This window comes from Pseudomonas gessardii, from assembly GCF_001983165.1.
Classification (GTDB): domain Bacteria; phylum Pseudomonadota; class Gammaproteobacteria; order Pseudomonadales; family Pseudomonadaceae; genus Aquipseudomonas; species Aquipseudomonas gessardii.
Window position 1 is genome coordinate 25,639 of the sequence record NZ_MNPU01000048.1, and the last position, 18,616, is coordinate 44,254.

19 protein-coding genes are annotated in these 18,616 nt (G+C 60.5%); 3 read left to right on the plus strand and 16 right to left on the minus strand.

Going from position 1 to position 18,616, the window contains the following annotated elements:
• Positions 1-17: 17 nt before the first annotated feature.
• The 6 genes from BLL38_RS24340 to BLL38_RS24365 form a co-directional block, all read right to left on the minus strand.
• On the minus strand, positions 18-671 hold the full coding sequence (locus tag BLL38_RS24340) for an HAD family hydrolase (RefSeq protein ID WP_076964622.1): 654 nt from the start codon (positions 669-671) through the stop codon (positions 18-20).
• A gap of 32 nt (positions 672-703) precedes the next feature.
• On the minus strand, positions 704-1,693 hold the full coding sequence (locus BLL38_RS24345; protein WP_076964623.1) for an ABC transporter ATP-binding protein: 990 nt from the start codon (positions 1,691-1,693) through the stop codon (positions 704-706).
• Positions 1,690-2,490 carry an ABC transporter permease gene (locus tag BLL38_RS24350; protein WP_076964624.1) on the minus strand — a complete coding sequence of 267 codons (801 nt, stop codon included), beginning with the start codon at positions 2,488-2,490 and terminating at the stop codon, positions 1,690-1,692. The genes BLL38_RS24345 and BLL38_RS24350 overlap by 4 nt, the downstream gene beginning before the upstream one ends.
• Positions 2,477-3,322: an ABC transporter permease gene (locus BLL38_RS24355; RefSeq protein ID WP_032863266.1), complete on the minus strand. Its 846-nt coding sequence runs from the start codon at positions 3,320-3,322 to the stop codon at positions 2,477-2,479. Before BLL38_RS24355 ends, BLL38_RS24350 begins: the two co-directional genes overlap by 14 nt.
• Positions 3,319-4,125: an alkaline phosphatase family protein gene (locus tag BLL38_RS24360; RefSeq protein WP_076964625.1), complete on the minus strand. Its 807-nt coding sequence runs from the start codon at positions 4,123-4,125 to the stop codon at positions 3,319-3,321. Before BLL38_RS24360 ends, BLL38_RS24355 begins: the two co-directional genes overlap by 4 nt.
• A gap of 133 nt (positions 4,126-4,258) precedes the next feature.
• Entirely contained in the window at positions 4,259-5,326 is a 1,068-nt protein-coding gene (locus BLL38_RS24365) for an ABC transporter substrate-binding protein (protein ID WP_076964626.1), read from the minus strand.
• Positions 5,327-5,674: 348 nt separating this feature from the next.
• On the opposite strand from BLL38_RS24365, the gene BLL38_RS24370 reads away from it, so the two are divergent.
• Positions 5,675-6,388: a UTRA domain-containing protein gene (locus BLL38_RS24370; RefSeq protein ID WP_076964627.1), complete on the plus strand. Its 714-nt coding sequence runs from the start codon at positions 5,675-5,677 to the stop codon at positions 6,386-6,388.
• Here BLL38_RS24370 and BLL38_RS24375 read toward each other — a convergent pair.
• From BLL38_RS24375 to minC, 7 genes are all read right to left on the minus strand, one after another.
• Positions 6,364-8,541 (minus strand): mechanosensitive ion channel family protein, encoded by a 2,178-nt coding sequence (locus BLL38_RS24375; RefSeq protein WP_076964628.1) that lies wholly within the window; start codon positions 8,539-8,541, stop codon positions 6,364-6,366. The two genes, BLL38_RS24370 and BLL38_RS24375, sit on opposite strands and share 25 nt — an antisense overlap.
• A gap of 73 nt (positions 8,542-8,614) precedes the next feature.
• Positions 8,615-8,791 carry a hypothetical protein gene (locus BLL38_RS31175; RefSeq protein WP_162843703.1) on the minus strand — a complete coding sequence of 59 codons (177 nt, stop codon included), beginning with the start codon at positions 8,789-8,791 and terminating at the stop codon, positions 8,615-8,617.
• Between the two features lie 187 nt (positions 8,792-8,978).
• Entirely contained in the window at positions 8,979-10,268 is a 1,290-nt protein-coding gene (locus BLL38_RS24380) for a M18 family aminopeptidase (RefSeq protein WP_032863261.1), read from the minus strand.
• Between the two features lie 172 nt (positions 10,269-10,440).
• On the minus strand, positions 10,441-11,076 hold the full coding sequence (locus BLL38_RS24385; protein WP_065942377.1) for an RluA family pseudouridine synthase: 636 nt from the start codon (positions 11,074-11,076) through the stop codon (positions 10,441-10,443).
• A gap of 189 nt (positions 11,077-11,265) precedes the next feature.
• Positions 11,266-11,520 (minus strand): cell division topological specificity factor MinE, encoded by a 255-nt coding sequence (minE, locus tag BLL38_RS24390; RefSeq protein WP_032863259.1) that lies wholly within the window; start codon positions 11,518-11,520, stop codon positions 11,266-11,268.
• 3 nt (positions 11,521-11,523) lie between these two features.
• Positions 11,524-12,336 carry a septum site-determining protein MinD gene (gene minD, locus BLL38_RS24395; RefSeq protein WP_032863258.1) on the minus strand — a complete coding sequence of 271 codons (813 nt, stop codon included), beginning with the start codon at positions 12,334-12,336 and terminating at the stop codon, positions 11,524-11,526.
• A 200-nt stretch (positions 12,337-12,536) separates the two neighbouring features.
• The gene (gene minC, locus BLL38_RS24400) at positions 12,537-13,274 is read right to left on the minus strand and encodes a septum site-determining protein MinC (RefSeq protein ID WP_032863256.1); all 738 of its coding nucleotides are present in this window, start codon (positions 13,272-13,274) and stop codon (positions 12,537-12,539) included.
• 118 nt (positions 13,275-13,392) lie between these two features.
• On the opposite strand from minC, the gene BLL38_RS24405 reads away from it, so the two are divergent.
• Together BLL38_RS24405 and BLL38_RS24410 are read left to right on the plus strand one after the other, a co-directional pair.
• Complete coding sequence (locus BLL38_RS24405; RefSeq protein WP_032863255.1) at positions 13,393-14,325, plus strand: lipid A biosynthesis lauroyl acyltransferase; 933 nt, start codon at positions 13,393-13,395, stop codon at positions 14,323-14,325.
• A gap of 35 nt (positions 14,326-14,360) precedes the next feature.
• The gene (locus BLL38_RS24410) at positions 14,361-15,515 is read left to right on the plus strand and encodes a patatin-like phospholipase family protein (protein WP_076964629.1); all 1,155 of its coding nucleotides are present in this window, start codon (positions 14,361-14,363) and stop codon (positions 15,513-15,515) included.
• A 66-nt stretch (positions 15,516-15,581) separates the two neighbouring features.
• On the opposite strand, the gene BLL38_RS24415 is transcribed toward BLL38_RS24410, so the two are convergent.
• From BLL38_RS24415 to BLL38_RS24420, 3 genes are read right to left on the minus strand one after another with little or no spacing between them, the layout of a single operon-like run.
• The gene (locus BLL38_RS24415) at positions 15,582-16,367 is read right to left on the minus strand and encodes an outer membrane protein OmpK (RefSeq protein ID WP_032863253.1); all 786 of its coding nucleotides are present in this window, start codon (positions 16,365-16,367) and stop codon (positions 15,582-15,584) included.
• Complete coding sequence (locus BLL38_RS30765) at positions 16,364-16,759, minus strand: hypothetical protein (RefSeq protein WP_130898266.1); 396 nt, start codon at positions 16,757-16,759, stop codon at positions 16,364-16,366. Before BLL38_RS30765 ends, BLL38_RS24415 begins: the two co-directional genes overlap by 4 nt.
• Positions 16,760-16,803: 44 nt before the next feature.
• Entirely contained in the window at positions 16,804-18,147 is a 1,344-nt protein-coding gene (locus tag BLL38_RS24420; RefSeq protein WP_065942378.1) for a nucleobase:cation symporter-2 family protein, read from the minus strand.
• Positions 18,148-18,616: the final 469 nt, after the last annotated feature.

Here is an 18,616-nt window from a genome sequence, read left to right on the forward strand (position 1 = left end):
ATTCAGGAAAAGGGGTGTCAGGTCCACTGGTGGATCGGCCAGCCGGCCTGTTCTGCGTGGGCCCGCAGCACAGGATCCGGGTTCACCACCTGTGGGTAATCGACCTTGCTCAACAGCGGCAAGTCATTGCGCGAATCCGAATAGAAGTACGCGCCTTCCAGGCTTTCACCTGCCTGCTCCAGCCATTGCATCAGCCGGGTGATCTTGCCTTCACGGTAGGTCAGTACACCGACGGTCTTGCCGCTGTACACCCCATGCGCCACGTCCAGTTCAATCCCCAGTACTTCCTCGATGCCAATGCGCGCTGCAATCGGCTTGACCAGATGGGTGCCCGAGGCTGAAATCACCAGGATCCGGTCACCGTTCTGGCGGTGGCGGGCGATGGTCCGGGTGGCGTCGCTGTAGATCAGCGGTTCGATAATATCTTCCACCCAGGGCTCTACCAGATGGGCGACTTCTTCCGGGGTGCGCCCGATCATCGGTTCCAGGCTGAAGTCCATGAATTCTTCCATGGCCAGTTCGCCCCGGCTGTAGGCGGCCATCAGTTCATGGTTCTTGCGCATGAACGAGTCGGGGTCCACCCAGCCCAGGCGGCCCATCTGTTCGCTCCACAAGGTGGCGCAGTCGCCGTGGATCAGGGTGTCGTCCAGATCAAAAATTACCAAAGCCATCAGTCATGCTTCCTCAATAAACGCGGCATCCCTCAGGCTACCTCACACAGGGCAGCGGGATCGATAGAAAGTGCCAGGCGCTGGCCATCCGCGTGCAGATCCTGGGCCGAGCGATTGAGTACGTCCACCACCAATTCCACGCCCCGGGCTTCGATCCGATAGCGGATCACATTGCCCAGCAGGCTATGGCTGCGGACCAGGGCGTCCAGTTCACCGCTGTGGTTCAGTTCGATGGATTCGGGGCGAATCGCAATGCGGCTGCTGACCGGGCGCTGCAACAGCTTGCTGGCCTGCTCGGCGTCCAGCAGGTTGTAGTTGCCGATAAAACCGGCCGCGAAGGCGTCCACGGGGGCGGTGTACAGGGTTTCGGCGTCGCCGCTCTGCACAATCTTGCCCTGGTTCATCAGGAAGATGCGGTCGGACATGACCAGGGCTTCTTCCTGGTCATGGGTCACGAAAATCGTGGTCAGCCCCAGTTCACGCTGGATCTGGCGGATCTGTTCGCGCAGGTGCTTGCGAATCCGTGCGTCCAGCGCCGACAGCGGCTCATCGAGCAGCAACAGGCGCGGCCGGGTGACCAGGGAGCGGGCGAGGGCGACGCGTTGGCACTGTCCGCCGGACATCTGGTGCGGGTAGCGCCCGGCCAGATCCTTGAGTTCGACCAGTTGCAGCACTTCCTGGACACGCTTATGGCTGTCGTCGCTGTTGACCTTCTGCATACGCAGGCCGAAGGCGACGTTTTGCTCCACGGTCATGTTGGGGAACAGCGCGTAGCTCTGGAACACCATGCCGATATGGCGCTTCTGCGGGCTAACAGGAACGATGTCCTGGCCGTCCAGCAGGATCTGCCCGCTGTCCACCGGCGTCAGGCCGGCGATGCAGCGCAGCAGCGTGGACTTGCCGCAACCGGATGGGCCGAGGAGGGTGACGAATTCGCCCTTGGCGATCTCGCAATTGATATCGCTGAACACCGGGGTGGCGGCATAGCTTTTTTGCAGGTGCTGGACGCTGACGAAGCTCATTGGCTTTTGTCCTTGTTCAAGAGGTTGGCGGCCCAGGTGAGCAGCAGCACGAAAAGGAAATAGGAAATAACCACGGCGCTGGTGAAGTGGCCGCTGCTGTTGCGCATGTTGTTGAGGTACACCTGCAAGGTCTCGTAGCGTGTGCCGACGAGGATATTGGCGAACACAAACTCGCCGAACAGGAACGAGAACGACAGCAGCAACGCCACCATCAGGCCCTTGCGCAGGTTAGGCAACACCACCAGGATCGCCGCCTGCCAGGTGCTGGCGCCGAGCAGTTGGGCGGCATCCATCAAGTCGCGCAGGTTGATCGCTTGCAGGTTGTTGGTGATCGCGCGGTACATGAACGGCAGCGCCACGGTGAAGTAGCAGCCAATCAGGATCCACGGCGTGCCGACCATCGCCAGTGGCCCCGAGCCGTATAACTGCAACAGCCCCACCGACGACACCACCGGCGGCACCGCGAAGGGCAGCAGGATCAGGATGTTCATCAGCGCGTCGAGCTTGGGAAAGTGGTAATGCACCACGAACAGCAGCGGCAGGATCAGCACCACCGACAGGATCAGCGCGCCGACGCAGACCAGCAATGACTGGCCAAAGGCGTGCAGGAAGCGCGGGTCGCTCCACAGTTGCACATACCATTTTAAGGTAAAGCCTGAGGGCAGGATGGTTGCCGACCAACTGCTGGCGAGGGAATACACCAGGGTGCCAATCAACGGCAGCACCAGGATTGCGAACAGCAGGTACACCACCACGCGATGATAGAGGGCGACGGGGCTGGCTTCAGCGCGAGACATGGTAGCTCCTCTTGAGCAGCAGTTGATGGACCACGGTGACCACGGTCATCAGCGCCACCAGGATCACGGCCAGGGCGCTGGCCATGTTCGGGTCCAGGGAAATATCGCCGGAAACCATCGCCGCGATGCGGATCGGCAGCACGTTGAAGTTGCCGGTGGTCAACGCATAGACCGTGGCGTAGGCGCCCAGGGCATTGGCCACCAGGATCACGAAGGTGCCCAGCAGCGCCGGGGTCAGCACCGGCAGGCCGATATGCCGCCAGTACTGCCAGCCATTGGCCCCCAGCAAAGCGGCGGATTCGCGCCAGTCTTCGCGCAGGGCATCGAAGGCCGGGTACAGCAGCAACACGCCCAGGGGGATCTGGAAGTAGGTGTACAGGATGATCAGGCCGGTCTTGGAATACAGGTTGAAGTCCTGAATGATTCCGGCCTGCTTGAGCATGATGGTGATGCTGCCGTTGAACCCCAGCAGGATGATGAAGGCAAAGGCCAGGGGCACGCCGGAGAAGTTGCTGGTCATGTTGGCAAACGCAGTGACGAAGTTGCGCAGCGGCGAATCCACCTTGCGCAGGGAATAGCTGCCCAGCAACGCGATGATGATGCCGAAGATGCTGGAGTAGAAACTGATCTCCAGGCTGTGCTTGATTGCCTGCACGTAGAACTTCGAGCTGAAGATCTTGCTGAAGTTGGCCAGCCCCCAGCCGAACTCTTCCGATTGCAGGCTGTTGACCATCACCCAGAACAGCGGCGCGATCTGGAACACGATAAAGAACAGGGCGAAGGGCACCAGGCACAGGGCGGCCAGCCATTTGCCACGGATTACTGAATTCACTTCAACAGCTCCTGGCAGACAGGTTTGTCGTGGGCCACGCCAAGCAGGGCGCAAACGGTGCCGCAGATTTCGGTTTGCTTGGGCTGGGCCTTGGGGTCGAGGCTGAACGCATTGCCGAGGACAAACAGCGGTACTTCGCGCTCTTCCGCCAGCAGGCCGTTGTGCGAACGGTCGTTGTTCATGCCGTGGTCGGCGGTGACCAGCACCTGGTAACCGGCATCGAGCCAGCCTTGCAGGTAGTCGGCCAGGATGATGTCGGCCGAGCGGGCGCTGTTGCGGTATTGCGGGGTGTCGAGGCCGTGCTTGTGGCCGGCGTCGTCGATATTCATCGGGTGTACCAGCAAAAAGTTCGGCGCGTGCTTGAGGCGCAGGCTTTCGGCATCGGCAAACAGGTGGGCGTCCGGGTAATGATCGCTCCAGTAGAAATGCCCGTGCTGGATCGCCAGGGCCTCGTCATCGGTATGCCGGTCGCGGGCTGCGCTGAAGGGCGAGCGGTTATACAGCTCGCTGACCCAGTGGTAAGCCGCCGCTGCGGTGCTCAGGCCGGCATCCGTGGCGTAATGGAAAATGCTGCGCTGGGTGGACAGGCGCGAGACGTGGTTGTGGACGATGCCGCTGTCGATCGGCGCTACGCCGGTGAGGATGCATTCGTACAGCGGGCGGGAGAGGGCGGGCAATTCGCATTCCAGCTTGTATAGCGCTGCGCGTCCTGCGCCGACGTAGGCCTGGAGATGCCCCATGGCATGCCGGGCGACCTCGTAGTTCAGACCGTCGAGCACCACAAGGATGACGTTGTGCTTCATAGGGGCTCCGCAACAGTAAACATCGGTATGTCTGGAGGAACAGGGTCAAAACGGTGGGAGCGGGCTTGCCCGCTCCCACACAAGCCTGTTCCCACATTGGGTTTCCAGTGGATTTCCAATGTGGGTACTGGGCTTACTGCATATTGATAATGACTTCTTCCTGCCACTTCTGCGGCAGCGCCTTGGAGGTCTTCTCCCAGGCATCGGCGTCCTTGATCGGGGTCACGCCCTTGTACTGCTCGTTGGGCAGCAGCTTGGCCTGGACTTCTGGGGGCAGGGTCAGGTGTTCGGCACGGATCGGCCGCGCATTGCCCTTGGCCAGGTTGATCTGCCCGGCATCACTGAAGATGTATTCGCGGGTCAGTTTGGCGGCGTTGGGGTGCTTGGCGTATTTGTTGATGATGGTGGTGTAGCCGGAAATCACCGAGCCATCCGATGGGATCAGCACCACATAATCATCCGGGTTGGCCATCTTGGCCTTGTAGCTCAGGCCGTTGAAGTCCCAGACCACGCCTACTTCCACTTCACCTTTTTCCATGGTGGCGATGGTCGGGTTGGCCAGGGAGATCCGTCCCTGCTTGGCAATCTCGGCGAACATCAGCAGCGCCGGCTGGATGTTCTTTTCGTCGCCACCGTTGGCCAGGGCTGCGGCCAGCACACCGTTGGCGGCCTGGGCGGCGGTGCTCACGTCACCAATCGAGACCTTGTACTTGCCGGTCTTCAGGTCAGCCCACTTGGTCGGGACTTCGGAACCGTGCAGCAGCTTTTTGTTGACGATAAACGCGATGGTGCCGGTGTAGGCCAGTGCCCAGTTGCCGTCCTTGTCCTTGGCCCAGGCCGGGATCTGCTCCCAGGTGCTTGGCTTGTAGGGTTGGGTCACGCCCTGCTTGACCGCAATCGGGCCAAAGGCTGCGCCCACGTCACCGATATCGGCGCTGGCATTGTCTTTTTCTGCGGCGAACTTGGCGATTTCCTGGGCCGAGCTCATATCGGTATCGATGTGCTTGAGGCCGTACTTGGCCGCCAGGTCTTCCCAGGTGCCGCGCCAGTTGGCCCAGTCATCGGGCATGCCGACGCTGTTCACAGCGCCTTCTGCCTTGGCGGCAGCCTCCAGGGTTTTCAAGTCGGTGTCAGCGGCCATGGCGGCGGTGCACATGGCAATGGTCGAGCCTAACAGTGATGCCAGGAAAAGCTGTTTCATCCGAAGCTCCTTTGGGCGTTTTCAACGCTGCGTTTTTTATGATGCGCGGTTGGTTTGGTCTAGGTCAGCAATACACGAGCCAATTTAGGCGCGCTGGATGACAGTTTCATGTCGATGTCGTTTTTATAACGCCTGCGCAGGCGCCTGCCGGGTAAGCGTAGACCAAGGTATGGACCCCGTATTTCCTGGACTTGGCCGATGTATTGCAGGGCGTTTGAGGCAGCGTCACAAGGCGCTGTCATCTGTCGGTCATGTGTGATGCCTAGGCTGCACGCAATGACCGCCGCCCATTCCAGGGGCATTTGGCGCACCCAAACAGTGCTGGCCTAGTCCAGATAGGTAACGTTGATGCGTGATGAGGCAACCAAAGCGGTGACAGCCATTGGCCAGGCGCTGCAAGAGCAGATCAGCCACGGCTTATTGACGCCTGCGAGCAAATTGCCGGCCGAGCGCAAACTCAGTGAGTTGTTTGGTACCACCCGGATAACGGTGCGCGAAGCCTTGCTGCAATTGGAGGCCCAGGGCCAGATCTACCGCGAAGAACGCCGCGGCTGGTTTGTCTCGCCGCCCCGTCTGGCCTACAACCTGATGCAGCGCAGCCACTTCCACGCCATGGTCAGCGCCCAGGGCCGGGTGCCGTCTACCGAGGTCATCTCGGCACGCCTGCAACCGGCGTCGGCGGCAGTCTGCGCCTGGTTGCAACTGCCGGCCCTGTCCAGCGTGATCCAGATCTGCCGCAGGCGACGGATTGATGGGCGATTGGTGCTGTATGTCGAGCACTACCTCAATCCCCAGTATTTCCCGGGGATCCTGGCGTGTGACTTGAATGAATCGATGACCGAGTTGTATGCCCGCAAGTACGACCTGCATTACGGGCGTGTACGCTTCGAGATTGTGCCGACTTCATTGCAGGTAGAAGCGGCAGCGGCCCTGAAAGTCTCGGTAGGCAGCCCCGGGCTGCGGATCGCCCGGGTCAACTACGATCAACATGAGCGGCTGATCGACTGCGACCTGGAGTTCTGGCGCCATGATGCGATTCATGTGGGGGTGGATGTGACCTGAGTGTCCTGCGGGCCACTCGCCGCCGTCACCACCTGCACACTCAAGCGCGGCATTGCCAGGTCCATGCCGGCCTCGTCCAGATGCCGCTTGAGCGACAGGTTGAACGCCCGCGACACCTCCCACTGCTTGATCGGCGCGGTCTTGAAGCGTGCGCGCAGGATGGCGTTGCCGGACTCGAAACTCTCCACACCCTGGAACTCCAGGGGCGACCAGATATTGCGACGTTGCAGCGGGTCGGCGCGCATTTTCTGCCCCACATCGCGCATCAGCTTGATCGCGGTGTCGATGTCCATGCTGGCGGGTACCGCGACGCGGAAAATCGCGTAGCCGAATTCCCGCGAGTAGTTCTTGATGCTCTTGATCTCGCTGAACGGGATGGTATGGACGATGCCGTCGATGTCACGCAGGCGCACGGTGCGGATGGTCAGGCCTTCGACGGTACCCAGGTGGCCGCCGACGTCCACGTAGTCATCGATGGCCAGGGAGTCTTCGATGATGATGAACAGGCCGGTGATCAAGTCCGCCACCAGGGACTGCGCACCAAAGCCGATGGCCAGGCCGATCACACCGGCACCGGCCAGCAGGGGCGTGACGTTCATGCCCATGTTCGCCAGGGCGACGATGGCGGCGATGATAAAGATCGTCACGAACAGCACGTTACGGATCAACGGCATCATGGTCTGCGCCCGCGCGTTGGCCAGGCCTTTGCGTGAGCGGGTGAGGGCGTGATGGATCGCGGTATCGGCGAGGATCCAGATCAGCCACGAAAACAGCAGCGTACCGGCCAGGCCAAACAGCTTGACGCTGATTTCATGCCCGTCGCCTTCGGTAAAGCGGATCAGCGACCAGCCCCAGACGCGCAGGCCCAGCTCGATAAATACCAGCCATACCAACAGGTGGACCAGGGTGTAGAAGAAGCTTTTCAGCCGCTCGGAATACAGCGCATGACGCTTGTGCCCGCGTTGCGGCTTGAGGGCCTGGCGGCGCACCAGGCCATTGATCACCATGCACAACACCAGCAACACCGTGCAAAACAGCGACTGGCGCAGCGCGGTGCTGGTGTCGCCGGCGGAAACAAAGGTGGCAAACAGCGAAATACCCACCAGCAACAGTGCCGGCAAATACCAGAAGGTGCCGATGATCGACAGGGTATCCGTCAGCGCACGGCGGGTCAGGCGCCGCGACAGCGGCTGGTTGCGGATCAGGTGGGCGATGGGGCGACGGAAACGCAGGATGAACACGCCGGTGGACAGCGCGGCCAGTACATTGGCGACCGTCGCCGCGCTGTGCGCGAGGTGGATCCCCAGGGCTTCGGTCAGGCGCGGGTCGCTCAGCGCCTCGCCAAAGGCGGCAAAACTGCCGATCAGCCACAGCGGGCGAAAAGCCTGGTGGCGCAGGATATACAGCGCCCGGTGGCGGTGCGGGCCGTCGAGTACAGAGAAGGCAATGACGCAGATCGCCGAGAAACAGGTGCCGACCACCAGCGCGTACGCCAGCACCATGGCCAGGGATTTGCCCAGGGATGAGGGCAGGGCGTAACTCATATAGACCGTGATCACCAAGGCAATCAGCCAGGGCCCTAGCTTGCGCAAGGCAAAGCGCAGCATGTCCCAGGTCTTGGGGTGTTGTGGCAATTCTTCACTGAGGCCAAAGCGCAGGCGTACCCAGTGACCGAGCCAGATCAGCGCGGCAGCCAGCAGGCTCCAGAGCATCAAAATCACGGCAAAACCGAAGATGATCGGCAGCCATTCGCTGGCCGGCAGCATCAACGCGGAAAACTCGGACTTAGCCTGCTCGAATTCGGCAGACCAGCGATTGAGCGGGCTGTCAGTGCCGGACAGCTGTTGCTCCAGGCTGGCCAGGGTCCCGCCGATCAAGCCCAGTACCCCTTGCTCGGCGGCGGGCTGGGCCTTTTTCGTGGCTTCGCGCAGTTTTTTCAGGTCGGCCAGCAGCTTGGCGCGCTGCTGGTCGTTTTCCAGGTTCTTGATCACCTCGTCCAGGGACTGCCCCAACGGCACATCGGCCTGCGGCTGGGCCTTGGAGGAGCTGCCGAGGATGCCGGGCAGGCCGACCGCCTGGGCAGGGGCGATGGGCAGCAGGGTCAGCAGACACAGGAGCAGGCAGTACGGCAGGGCAAACAGACGGGCAAGCACGAGGCGGTCAACCTTGAAAACGACAGATCGACCGAGTGTACGAGGGCGCTATGCCCAATGCGAGTGCATTTGTCTATTCGGCCAGTTTGGCGAGGATCCGGAAGACGATGGTGCCGAGGATCAGCAGCATGCCGACCCACATGCCAAACACACCGAGGTTCTTGTCGCGGAAGTTGAAGCCAACGGCCAGCAGGATCATGCCCGCGAGGATGGGGATGAGCATGGCGTGGAAGGCGGACATCGGGATCATGGTGGGGACGGCCTTGTCGTTGGAAGATGATTACCAGTCTAGGCGTGTTTGGTGCAGGGTGCCTTGATGTGTGTCAGATAGAGATGAAGTGCAGTCGAAATCGCCATCGCGGGCAAGCCCGCTCCCACATTTTGACCGCAGTCTTCTGTAGGAGCGGGCTTGCCCGCGATTGGCAGCGCCGCCGACCTCAGGGCAGGTCACGGCTCGCATAGAACGCACTCAACACCTTCACCAGGTGCGCCAGGTCATGGCTGCCGCACAGCTCGCGGATCGAGTGCATGGCGAATGTCGGCAGGCCGATGTCCACGGTACGCACGCCAAGGTGGCTGGCGGTGATCGGGCCGATGGTCGAGCCGCAGCCCATGTCGCTGCGCACCACGAAGCTCTGCACCGGCACTTCTTCGGCCATGCACAGGTGGCGGAAGAACCCGGCGGTTTCGCTGTTGGTGGCGTAGCGCTGGTTGCTGTTGACCTTGATCACCGGGCCGGCATTGAGTTTGGGGCCGTGGTTGGCGTCATGCTTGTCGGCGTAGTTGGGGTGGATGCCGTGGGCATTGTCGGCAGAGACCAGCAGTGATTTCTGAATCGTACGTACAAACTCATCACCTTCAGGCAGCAGGCGGCGCAAGGTCTGCTCCAGCATCGGGCCGTCGGCACCGCAAGCCGAGCAGGAGCCGACTTCTTCGTGGTCGGTACACACCAGCACACAGGTTTCGTCGGTCTCGCTGGTGAGCAGGGCTTGCAGGCCGGCGTAGCACGACAGCAGGTTGTCCAGGCGTGCACCGGCGATAAAGTCGCCATGCAGGCCAATCACGGCGGCGCCTTGGGTGTCGTAGAAACTCAACTCGTAGTCGAGCACCACGTCGGCGTTCAGGCCATGTTCGCGGGCCAGTTGGTCGGTGAGCACGGCGCGGAAGTCCACGCGCTCGTCACCGGCAAACTGCGCGAGGATCGGTGGCAGTTCGGTCTGGGCGTTGATCGCCCAGCCCTGGTTGGCTTCCCGGTTCAGGTGGATGGCCAGGTTGGGGATAATGGCGATCGGCAACTTGAAGTCGATCAACTGGCTTTCGACCTTGCCGTCACGGCGGAACGTCACGCGCCCGGCCAGGGACAGGTCGCGGTCGAACCACGGCGCCAGCAATGCGCCACCGTAGACTTCCACACCCAGTTGCCAGAAACCCTGGCGTTGCAGCTCGGGTTGCGGCTTGACCCGCAGGCACGGGCTGTCGGTATGGGCGCCCACCAGGCGGATGCCGTCATGCAGGGGCGATTGGCGACCCATCTTGAACGCGATGATCGAGGAGTCGTTACGGGTTACGTAATAGCGACCGTTGGCCTCGGTGGTCCAGGTCTCGCGCTCGTCAAGGCGCTGGAAACCGGCGGCTTCCAGGCGTTGGGCCAGGGCAGCAGTGGCATGAAAGGGGGTGGGAGAGGCCTTGAGGAAGTCGATCAGGCCTTGATTCAACGCTTCGCGCATAAGTAGCTCCAGACAGCAATGGCGCGAGTTTACCGTCCGATGTGATAAGTGCACAGAACAAATGTGGGAGCGGGCTTGCTCGCGAATGCGGTGTGTCAGTCAGCCTTTCTGTGACTGATAGACCGCATTCGCGAGCAAGCCCGCTCCCACATTTTTGATCGGGTTGCCAATTTTAGAACGGCGCAGGGCACTCGAAGCGCAAACGTTCGCCGCTTTGCGGGTGAGTAAAGCTCAGCATGCTCGCGTGCAGGCACAGGCGCGGCCAGGCAGCCAGGGCCTGTTCGTGGGCATACAAACCGTCGCCCAGCAGCGGGTGGCCGATGGACAGCATGTGCACGCGCAACTGGTGTGAACGTCCGGTAATCGGCGTCAGCTCAACCCGGCACCAATCCCCGCAACGCTCCAGGACTTTCCAGAAGGTCAGCGCGTGTTTGCCGAACTCATGGTCCACCACATGTCGCGGCTTGGTCGGCGGGTCATAGCGCAGCGGCAGGTCGATGCTGCCACTGTCCAGTTCCGGTTGGCCCCAGCACAAGGCGGTGTAGGCTTTTTCGGTTTCGCGGTCGTGAAACTGACGGGACAGTTCGCGGTGGGTGTCAGCATCCCGGGCCAGCAGGATGATCCCCGAGGTTTCCCAGTCCAGACGATGGACGATGCGGGCCTCGGGATAGCCGTTTTCCTGCAGGCGGGTGATCAGGCAGTCCTTGTTGTCGTCGGCGCGACCTGGCACCGACAGCAGCAGGGTAGGCTTGTTCACCACCAGCACAGCAGCATCCTGATGGAGAATATGGATATTGGACAGCGGCATTAAACAGCCTCGTAACAAACGCCAACGGCGGCTGCGCCAACCGCCCCCTGTAGGAGCGAGCTTGCTCGCGAAGGAATCAGGTGCGCCGCGTCCATCCTGGATAAACGCGGCGCTCTCAGGTTCTTCGCGAGCAAGCTCGCTCCTACAGGGGGCCAGGTAGCGGAGCCGCCGTGGCGACCGCCTGTTCGATCAACGATCAGGCAGGGTGATATTGAGTTCCAGAATCGAGCAGCTGCCGTCATTTTCCAGGGCGACATGCACGTCATCGTTACCGATATTGACGTACTTGCGGATCACTTCCACCAGTTCCTTTTGCAGGGCTGGCAGGTAGTCCGGGGTGCTGCGTTGGCCGCGTTCGTGCGCCACGATGATCTGTAGACGCTCTTTCGCTACCGACGCAGTGCTAGTTTTTTTGGTGGAGCGAAAGAAGTCAAAAATACTCATTGTTTAGTTGCCTCCAAACAGGCGCTCGAAGAATCCCTTCTTCTGTGCATCGAGGAAGCGATGTTCCACGGTCTTGCCCAGCAAGCGATCGACAGCATCGCTGTACGCCTGGCCGGCGTCGCTCTGGTCGTCGAGAATGACCGGTACGCCCTGGTTGGACGCCTTGAGTACCGCTTGGGATTCTGGGATCACACCCAGCAGCGCAACTGCCAGGATCTCTTTAACGTCTTCTACGCCCAGCATCTCGCCCTTGCTTACGCGCTCAGGGTTGTAGCGGGTCAGCAGCAGGTGCTCCTTGATCGGGTCTTCGCCTTTCTCGGCGCGACGGGATTTGCTGGCCAGCAGGCCCAGCATACGGTCCGAGTCACGTACCGAAGACACTTCCGGGTTGGTCACGACGATGGCTTCATCGGCGAAGTACATCGCCAGGTGAGCACCGGTCTCGATACCGGCCGGGGAGTCGCAGACCACGAACTCAAAGGTTTCCTTGAGTTCCATCAGGACTTTTTCCACGCCTTCTTTGGTCAGCGCGTCTTTGTCACGGGTCTGGCTGGCGGCCAGTACATACAGGTTCTCAAGGCGCTTGTCCTTGATCAGTGCCTGTTGCAGGTTGGCTTCGCCGTTGACCACGTTGACGAAGTCGTACACCACGCGGCGCTCGCAACCCATGATCAGGTCAAGGTTACGCAAGCCCACGTCGAAGTCGACGATGACTGTCTTGTGGCCGCGCAGAGCGAGGCCGGTACCGATAGCGGCGCTGGTGGTGGTCTTACCCACACCACCCTTGCCGGATGTAACCACGAGAATCTTGGCCAAGGTGTTTCACCCCTAAGGAAAAAGGACTTTTCGGTCCCTGAAAAACATCTCTTGAAACTCGCTGCAGGCGGACAGCCTTCGTAAGAAAAAGATGTGGTTCCCGTAGGGAAACGCCAACTTCCTATTGTTCCTACACAAGTCTTGCCGGTTTCGCTTTGCTATCAGAGTCTAGAGATGCTTGGAAAATGCGGCAGTATCCGTTAAAGACGGATGATGTTCAACACATCGCCCGACAGGCTGATCTGTACCCCGGCCCCCCACAGCGGATCACGCCGCAAATCTTCTGAAACCTTGTACTGCCCGGCGATGGACACCAGCTCAGCACTCAGTTGCTGGCAGAAAATCCGTGCCTTGGTATCACCCTTGACCCCGGCCAGTGCCCGACCGCGCATTGGGCCGTATACATGGATGTTGCCATCGGCGAGAAGTTCCGCACCGGGACTGACGGGGGCGACTACAACCAGATCGCCGCCCTGGGCGTAAATTTGCTGCCCGCCGCGTACGGGGGAGGTGATGATCTTTGTAGGCTTGATCGTCGGCTCGGGTGGTTTTTCCGGTTTTTTCTTCACTTCAGTTTCCACCGGGTCGAGCACGCGCTCGCGGGCGCCGGACGGTGGCAATACTGGCAGTTCAATGGCGATGGCCGCAGCGATGTCTTCAATGCGGCTGGCGCGAATGGCCAGGGTGCGCAGGCCATGTTGGCGGCACACGCGCATCAAGCCCGGCAGATCAACGGCGCCCTGGCCGGCTGGCAATTTGTCCAGGGCCAGCACCAGCGGCGCATTGTTGAAGAAATTCGGCGCGAGGGCGACTTTGGCGGCAAGCTGGCGATCCAGTGCGTCAAGGTCGTTGCGGGCCAGTTCCAGCACAGTAATGGCCAGCATGCTGCCCTTGAGCTGGAATACGGGATCTTGGTCTAGCGATTCAGTTTGGCTCATGGTCGGCAAAGCGGCTTGTCACGAAAAGTGTCGAGACTTATAACGAGAACATCCGCTAGCCGCAAGCCGGGTCGAACCGTTGTAGAATGCGCGGCCCTTGTCTTTACCGGAATCTGTAATGGATCGCCCGCGTTTTCGAGCTGTATTTTTTCACCCGCGCTTCTGGCTATTGTGGCTGGGACTTGGTGTGCTGTGGTTGATCGTGCAGCTGCCATACCGGGTTTTGCTGGGGATTGGCCGTGTCCTGGGTGCGTTTATGTACCGAGTGGCCGGTGAACGTCGGCGTATTGCCGCGCGAAACCTGGAACTGTGCTTCCCGCAAATGTCCGCCCAGGAGCGTAAACATTTGCTCAAGGAAAACTTTGCGTCCACCGGCATCGCCTTCTTCGAGATGGCCATGAGCTGGTGGTGGCCCAAGCCGCGCCTAGCGCGCCTGGCCCATGTCGAAGGGCTGGAACACCTCAAGCAGGCACAACTGGAAGGCAAGGGCGTGATCCTCATGGCCCTGCATTTCACCACCCTGGAGATCGGCGCTGCCTTGCTGGGCCAGAAGCACACCATCGATGGCATGTACCGTGAGCACGGCAACCCGTTGTTCGATTTCATCCAGCGCCGTGGCCGCGAGCGCCACAACCTCGATTCCCTGGCGGTAGAGCGTGAAGACGTACGCGGCATGCTCAAGCTGCTGCGCGCCGGCCGGGCGATCTGGTATGCGCCGGACCAGGACTATGGCGCCAAGCAAAGCGTTTTTGTGCCGTTGTTCGGTATCCAGGCCGCCACGGTCACCGCCACCAGCAAGTTCGCGCGGCTGGGCAAGGCGTTAGTGGTGCCGTTTACCCAGCAGCGCCTGGCGGATGGCAGCGGTTACCGCATGGTGATTCATCCGCCGTTGCGCGACTTTCCCGGTGAGTCCGACGAAGTCGATTGCCTGCGCATCAACCAGTGGGTGGAAACGGTGGTGCGCGAGTGCCCTGAGCAATACCTGTGGGCCCATCGCCGTTTCAAGAGCCGGCCGCCGGGCGAACCCAAGCTGTACGAAAAGCGTCGCTGAACAAACGGACTGTCCCCCGCCCATGGAGTTATGCAATGCGCCCAACTGAACCGGTCACTGGCTTGATTCTTTCCGGCGGCGGGGCGCGTGCGGCGTATCAGGTCGGGGTGCTGGCGGCGATTGCCGAACTGTTGCCGCCGGGCGCGGCCAATCCCTTCCCGGTGATTGTCGGCACCTCGGCCGGCGCAATCAACGCCGTGAGCCTGGCCAGCGGGGCCATGGATTTTACCGCCGCCATTGAACGCCTCACCGCCTTCTGGCAGGGCTTTCGCAGCCATCTGGTACTGCGCAGCGACTGGCCGGGGGTGATTCACCAGGCCAGCCGCTTCCTGACCCGCAGCCTGTTGGGCCTGGGATCGCCGGTGCCGGTGGCGCTGCTCGACAGTTCGCCACTACGGGAACTGTTGCAGGAAAAATTGCATTTCGAAGGCATCAATGAGGCGATCCGCCATAAACACCTGCACGCCGTCGCCGTGACGGCGTTCGGCTATGAGTCGGGGCAGGCGGTGACGTTCTATCAGGGTGGCGGCACCATCGACGCCTGGCTGCGCCACCGGCGCATTGGCCTGCCCACGGAGTTGACCGTGGAGCACCTGCTGGCCAGCTCGGCGATTCCGTTGCTGTTTGCGCCAGTCAAACTCGATCAGGAGTATTTTGGCGATGGCGCCGTCCGGCAGTCGGCGCCGATCAGCCCGGCTTTGCACCTGGGGGCGAGCCGGGTGCTGGTGGTGGGCGTCAGTGGCAACCCGCGTTCCGTTGACCCGAATGAGCCGCAGCAACGCACTTACACCGGCCAGCAGCCGACCCTGGCGCAGATCGGCGGGCACATGCTCAACAGCACGTTCATTGACAGCCTTGAGAGCGATATCGAGTTGCTGGAGCGCCTCAACCAGTTCAGCCATCTGCAGCCGGCCGACAGCGCCGCGCGCGGTCTGGCACCGGTAGACGTGCTGGTGATTGCGCCCAGCCAGCCAATCGACGAGATTGCGGCGCGCCATCGCCAGGAACTGCCGGCAGCGTTGCGTCTGTTTTTACGTGGGCCAGGGGCGACCAAGACCAGCGGGGCGGGGGTGCTCAGCTATCTGCTGTTCGAGGCGGGGTATTGCAGTGAGTTGATCGAGCTGGGCCGGCGCGATGCACTGGCCAAGCGCGAAGAGTTGCAGCGGTTCCTGGGAATTGCGCCGATCTAAAATGTGGGAGCGAGCAAGCCCGCTCCCACAAGGGACATGCGGTGTTTGATACACCGCAATTTCATATCAGAAGTGGTACTTGACCAGCAGGCTCGCCGTGTCCTGATTGGTCTCGAACGCGCCGCTGTCCTGGATCCCGTACTTGTTCTTCCAGTAGTCGTATTCAAAGCCGACATACAACTGCTTGGCGCCCCAGCTCATGGCCTTGCCCAAGTCATATTTGACCTGCGGGTTGAAGTGCAGGTTGGCGTGGTAGGTGCCACGGGCGTTCTTGTCGTTATCCACCACCCAATCCATGAAACCGTCGATCAGCACGTCGGAGTTGCCCACGGGAATGGTGTACGACCATACCGGCGTGATCTGCCATACGCCGTCACCCGGGCGATTGCCTTCGGTCTGGCGCTGGTAGAAGTTCAACTGGAAGTAATCGAAGCCAGGGATGTTCAGGTCAAATGCCGGGCCTACCAGGTAGGACTCATTGTCGCCTTCGCCGAACTCGTAAGTGAACGCCAGCAAGACATCTTTGATCGGTCCGAAGGACAAGTCTTTATCGAAGATCTTGCCAAACGACAGCCGTGGGCTGAACTCGCCATAGTAAGTATTGGGGCCGACATTGCCGTCTTCCTTGCCGTTGTAAAAGATACGGTCGAGGAAGAAGAAGTTGTCGCCGTACTTCCACGCATCGGCATGTTCAAAGGTGACGGTTTGCTGGATCTCTGGGTTGACTTTGAAGTTCTTGCCCCACAGGTAAGTCAGGCTGTTGTTCTGCCACTGCAGCAGGTCACCCGCCATCGCTTGGCCCCCAACCAACAGGGATCCTGCCAACATAAGGCTGTTCACGGTACGTTTCATTCGGTTGCTCCCGAGCTAAGGTTTTGTGGTTTTTCTTCTACGCAGGCGCTCTGGTGTGGCGCCTTTTGGTTCGCTGCAAAAATCGTCTGTTCGGTCAGCTTTAATGCTTTTAGCAAGAGCTGCGCCAAGGTGTTTGAAAAGCCAAAAAATCCCCGTCGGCTGCAGGGGATGCAGTCGAATTCAGAGGACTTTTGCGCACTTTGGCAGCCAACATAAGGCCGGGATAAGTTGGCCTTTAAGTCAGCTTTTACATTCGCTGTTTTTTTTTGAGTCGATTTGAGCGGGCGCGGAGAATACTGGCTCCAGAGCCTGTGCTCAAGTGCGCTGTAAAAGAGCGCGAGGGGCGAGAATGGGGCACGGCGTGTGGCCGGCCCCAGGTGAATGGCGTGCATGTGGATATTCCCTGTTCGTTGTTATTTTTGTAGTCACGAAGGAATCAATGCGTATGGGCGACTTCGGGTCGTTCTGAACCGCCCAGGATGTTGAACAACACGTTCAGCGACAACGCACTGAGCGTGGCCATGGCAATGCCGCTATGGGTAATTGGGCTCATCCACAACGGCAACTGGGCGAAGAACTCCGGGCGTACCACCGGAATCAGGCCCATGCCGATGCTCACGGCCACCAGCAGCTGGTTACGGCGGTCGGCGATGTCGGCTTCCTGGAGGATCTTGATCCCGGTCGCCGCGACCATGCCGAACATCGCGATGGCCGCACCACCCAGCACTGCAGGTGGAATCGACGCGACCAAGAACGCCGCCTTGGGCAGCAGGCTCAGCACAATCAGAAAGGCCCCGGCCATGATCGTCACCGAGCGGCAACGCACGCCGGTCATCTGCACCAGGCCGATGTTCTGGGCGAAAGAGGAGTGGGTGAAGGTGTTGAAGAACCCGGCAAAGAACGATGCGCCGGCATCGCACAGCAGGCCGCGCCGTAGCATTTTCGGGGTGACTTCCTGCCCGGTGATCTTGCCCAGGGCCAGGAACATGCCGGTGGACTCGACGAAAATAATCACGACCACCAGGCACATCGACAGGATCGGCGCCAACTCGAACGTGGGCATGCCGAAGTGCAACGGCGTGACCACTTGCACCCACGGCGCCTGCTCCAGGCCACCGAGGTCGACCATGCCGAGCAAACCGCACAAGGCATAGCCCAGGGCCATGCCGATCAGCACCGAGATATTGACCCAGAAACCGCGCATGAAACGGTTGATCAACAGGATGGTGGCGAGTACCAGGCCGGCGATGGCCAGGTAGATCGGTGAGCCGAATTGCACAGCGCTAGCACCACCGCCCGCCCAGTTCACCGCGACGGGAAACAACGAAAGACCGATGGCGGTGATCACGGTACCGGTCACTAAAGGTGGGAAGAAGCGTACTACCTTGGACATGAACGGCGCGATCACCATGCCAAAGAACCCGGCGGCGATGGTTGCGCCGAAGATCCCCTGCAGGCCGATACCCGGCATGCCTGCCATGGCGACCATGCTGCCGACCGCAGCAAAGCTGGCGCCCATCATCACCGGCATACGGATACCCAGCGGGCCGATGCCAAAGGACTGGACCATGGTGGCGATCCCCGCCACCAACAGGTCGGCGTTGATCAGAAAGGCGATTTCTTCACGGCTCAAACCCGCGGCTTGTCCGATGATCAGCGGTACGGCCACGGCGCCGCCGTACATCAGCAGTACATGTTGCAGGCCTACCAGGATCAGTTGCAAAAGTGGAAGCCGCACCATGGCGGGCGCGGCAGGAATCTGCGTTTCTAACTGGGACATGCAACACCTCGGATCTTTTTTATTTTTGTGTTGTTTGGCAGTCAATTGCCATTTGGAGCTCGATCTCAAAATCACCGCAGATCCCCTGTGGGAGCGGGCTTGCTCGCGAAAACGGCGGCTCAGTCACCTTAAGGGTTGAATGACACACCGCATTCGCGAGCAAGCCCGCTTGTATGGTTAGACTTGTAGGGGTGGTGGGACTAAAAGCCAGCATCTGACTCTAGCCAGTACAGACCGTGGGAGACTTCGTCCCACCCCTTCACCAAAGCGCCGATAAGGAATGCATCGGCCATGACCGACGATAGAAGCAAGCCAGCGCAACGGTGAAGCCCCGACAAGCCCGTAAACCCTAACCCGGAGCTTTTCTCATGGCAATGACTGTCTCGCAATCAATCATTGGAGTGGATGTCGCTAAAGCCGAAGTAGTTGTTTATCAAAGTGAAACTGCTGAAACAAAGATCGTATCGAA

Coding starts and splice junctions, on each gene's coding strand:
- BLL38_RS24340 (WP_076964622.1), bottom strand. CDS start 671: ATGGCTTTGGTAATTTTTGATCTGGACGACACCCTGATCCACGGCGAC.
- BLL38_RS24345 (WP_076964623.1), bottom strand. CDS start 1,693: ATGAGCTTCGTCAGCGTCCAGCACCTGCAAAAAAGCTATGCCGCCACC.
- BLL38_RS24350 (WP_076964624.1), bottom strand. CDS start 2,490: ATGTCTCGCGCTGAAGCCAGCCCCGTCGCCCTCTATCATCGCGTGGTG.
- BLL38_RS24360 (WP_076964625.1), bottom strand. CDS start 4,125: ATGAAGCACAACGTCATCCTTGTGGTGCTCGACGGTCTGAACTACGAG.
- BLL38_RS24365 (WP_076964626.1), bottom strand. CDS start 5,326: ATGAAACAGCTTTTCCTGGCATCACTGTTAGGCTCGACCATTGCCATG.
- BLL38_RS24370 (WP_076964627.1), top strand. CDS start 5,675: ATGCGTGATGAGGCAACCAAAGCGGTGACAGCCATTGGCCAGGCGCTG.
- BLL38_RS31175 (WP_162843703.1), bottom strand. CDS start 8,791: ATGATCCCGATGTCCGCCTTCCACGCCATGCTCATCCCCATCCTCGCG.
- BLL38_RS24380 (WP_032863261.1), bottom strand. CDS start 10,268: ATGCGCGAAGCGTTGAATCAAGGCCTGATCGACTTCCTCAAGGCCTCT.
- BLL38_RS24385 (WP_065942377.1), bottom strand. CDS start 11,076: ATGCCGCTGTCCAATATCCATATTCTCCATCAGGATGCTGCTGTGCTG.
- minE (WP_032863259.1), bottom strand. CDS start 11,520: ATGAGTATTTTTGACTTCTTTCGCTCCACCAAAAAAACTAGCACTGCG.
- minC (WP_032863256.1), bottom strand. CDS start 13,274: ATGAGCCAAACTGAATCGCTAGACCAAGATCCCGTATTCCAGCTCAAG.
- BLL38_RS24405 (WP_032863255.1), top strand. CDS start 13,393: ATGGATCGCCCGCGTTTTCGAGCTGTATTTTTTCACCCGCGCTTCTGG.
- BLL38_RS24410 (WP_076964629.1), top strand. CDS start 14,361: ATGCGCCCAACTGAACCGGTCACTGGCTTGATTCTTTCCGGCGGCGGG.
- BLL38_RS24415 (WP_032863253.1), bottom strand. CDS start 16,367: ATGAAACGTACCGTGAACAGCCTTATGTTGGCAGGATCCCTGTTGGTT.
- BLL38_RS30765 (WP_130898266.1), bottom strand. CDS start 16,759: ATGCACGCCATTCACCTGGGGCCGGCCACACGCCGTGCCCCATTCTCG.
- BLL38_RS24420 (WP_065942378.1), bottom strand. CDS start 18,147: ATGTCCCAGTTAGAAACGCAGATTCCTGCCGCGCCCGCCATGGTGCGG.